At 66.9% G+C, this 2,556-nt stretch carries 1 protein-coding gene; it reads right to left on the bottom strand.

Features of this window, described 5'->3' with window-relative positions; translation table 11 throughout:
• Window positions 1-116: 116 nt before the first annotated feature.
• Complete coding sequence (gene ltrA, locus ACFWOG_RS40535; RefSeq protein WP_380364736.1) at window positions 117-1,886, bottom strand: group II intron reverse transcriptase/maturase; 1,770 nt, start codon at window positions 1,884-1,886, stop codon at window positions 117-119.
• Between the last annotated feature and the right edge of the window lie 670 nt (window positions 1,887-2,556).

Below are 2,556 nucleotides of genomic sequence, written 5' to 3'. Positions count from 1 at the left end.
CGTCGGGTAGCCGGGGCCCATTGCTGGACCCCGGCCCCCTCAGAACCGGGCGTGCCCGCTTTCCAGGCACCACGGCTCAAGCAAGCCCCGAGGACGACGAGGTTTCCGCGTCGGCGTCATGGCTGGTGCACCGTCTTTCCAGCAAGGTTCTGCCGTCGGCAGTGCGTGTGGAGAAGTCGGTAGAAGGTCCGGTCCTGGCCGTCGACCTGTTCGACGATGTGCTGTTTGGCCAGCACCCGCCGGACGGTCATGAACCACTGTTCCCACTCGCGTGGGCTGCGCGGCTCGTGTTCGGCGTGCAGCAGGAACTCCCCGCATGCGGGACAGCGTCCGCCTTGGCTTCGCAGAAGCCGGGCGGTGTGCTCGTCCACGGGCGGGGCCTTCTTCTTGCGCCGCCGTTCGGCCCAGTACTCGGCCAGGGCGGGGTCATCCGGAGAAGCTCCGCCGAGGACCGGGACGTGCCGGACGATCTTCGTCCAGGCGAACTTGGTGAGGTAGGCGCCGCTGTCGCGGTCACCGAACACCCACCGGTCCTGCCGGGACTTGTGGAACTTGCCGAAGTACCGGGTCGCGACCCAGCCCCTCGACTTGTTCGGATGCGAGCGTCTGGCCCACCGGTAGGTGAGGTGCCAGACGTGGTGGTCCAGGCCGGTGAAGACCCGGCCGGAGACCACGCTCCGGTAGTAGGCCGACCATCCCCGGACGACCGGGTTGAGCCGGAACACCACCGCGGCCGCGTTCGCGCCGTGCATGGAGCGCACGTCGGCGGTGAGCCGCTTCCGGAGCCGCTTGACCGACTCCTTGCTGGGAGTGATGAGCAGTTTTCCGCTGCCCTGCCGATCGACTCGGCGGCGGATGTCGAAGCCCAGGAACGAGAGCCCGTCCTCAACGTGGACGATGCGTGTCTTGTCCTCGTTGAAGCGGAGCCCCCTGGGCTCCAGCCACGCCGTGAGATTGGCCTTGACCTGCTCGGCCTGTTCACGGCTGTGGCACATCGCCACGTAATCGTCGGCGTATCTGACCAGCACAGGGCATCCCTTGACCGTCTCAGCGTCACTGCGGACGCTGGGCCGGTAGCGGACCCCTGCCGCGTGCTCCATTCCGTGCAGGGCCACGTTCAGCAGCACGGGGCTGATCACGCCGCCTTGGGGAGTTCCCTCCCCTGTCGGTGTGAACTCGCCGGACTCGATGACGCCGGCCTTCAGCCAGGCGCGGACCATGCCCCGTGCGGGGAAGGTTCCGAGACTGTTGAGAAGGTGATCGTGGTCGATCCGGTCGAATGCCCCGGCCAGGTCCGCGTCCAGGATCCATCGGCGCTTGCTGCGGTTGCCGCAGAGCGTCTTGAAGATGACCTCGATCGCGTCGTGGCAGCCCCGTCCGGGCCGAAATCCGTAGGACCTCGGCTCGAACCGGGCCTCCCACTCGGGTTCCAGGGCGTTCTTCACGCGTGCTTGCTGCACGCGGTCCGCGAGCACCGGAATCCCCAGGGGGCGCTGTTTCCCGTTCGCCTTCGGGATGAAGACCCGCTTGACCGGCAGGACGTTGAGGGGCGAGGCATGGCGGTGCAACCGCTCCGCCAGCTCCCCTCGATCGCGGGAGGTCAAAGCGACCTCTCCGTCGACGCCCGCCGTCTTGCGGCCAGCATTGCGCTGCGTGACCTGCCGCACGCTGACCAGCGTGTTGCTTCGGCTCCGCAGCATCAGCTTCTGCAGATTGCGGACCTTCTTGAGGTCCCCTTCCTTCGTCGCCTTGAAGATCCTCTGCCTCAGTCGCCGTACGTGGTCCTCGTGAGTGCGCCAGCTGATGGCGTCCCAGTCGGGGGCCGCGTCCTCCGGTCCGTTCACTCCGAGGGCCGCCATCGCGAGAGCGAATGCGTATGCCGTCATCTGTGTCCAACTTGCCCTTCGGCTCCGGTACTTCAGCTTTGGTACATCAAAGGCTCACCCGGTCCACGTCAGCTCCCTTTCGGGCCAGGCAGTTGCCTGTATCCGGCCGGTTATGCGAGACGACCGCGAAGGGTGCGGCCATGTTGTCCCGGTTTCCCGTCGTCTTTCGGCGTACCGGCATTGGCTTCTTGGACCGTCCTGCTCCCGCCGGGGAGTTGGGCCTCCCTCACGGTCGGCTTACCGGGACACGTCCCGGACCCCGACGGGGTTGTCACGTTCCGCATGGCCGAGATCCGGCCGGGGTGGGCGCTCTCTGCACCCCGGGGCGGCGGTGTTCGCACGGCTGGTTCCTAGTCACCAGCCGCCGCCTGCCGTTTCGCAACGGCCAGCCCTGCCCCCAGCGGTTCATCCCATCTCCGGGGGTATCGATGTCGAGGCATCAACGAGAGTTCGCGTCTGCTCACCCGTCCGGCCTTCCCCTTGCCTGTAGCCCCCGGATGGAGCGGGAGCCCTTGGGCGTCTTCCCTGAGCTTCGCACCCTGCCGTTACCAGCAACGCACGTCAGAGCGGGGACGGATCTGTGAACACTTGTCCGGAGCTACGCTGCTGTCATCGGTCTCAGCCCTCCAATCAGCGTGCTCGCTCGAACCATGCGACTTCGTGTCGCACC

The sequence above is a fragment of the Kitasatospora sp. NPDC058406 genome (assembly GCF_042722765.1).
GTDB lineage: Bacteria > Actinomycetota > Actinomycetes > Streptomycetales > Streptomycetaceae > Kitasatospora.
This window is presented reverse-complemented; position numbering and strand designations above follow the sequence as displayed.

Coding starts and splice junctions, on each gene's coding strand:
- ltrA (WP_380364736.1), bottom strand. CDS start 1,886: ATGACGGCATACGCATTCGCTCTCGCGATGGCGGCCCTCGGAGTGAAC.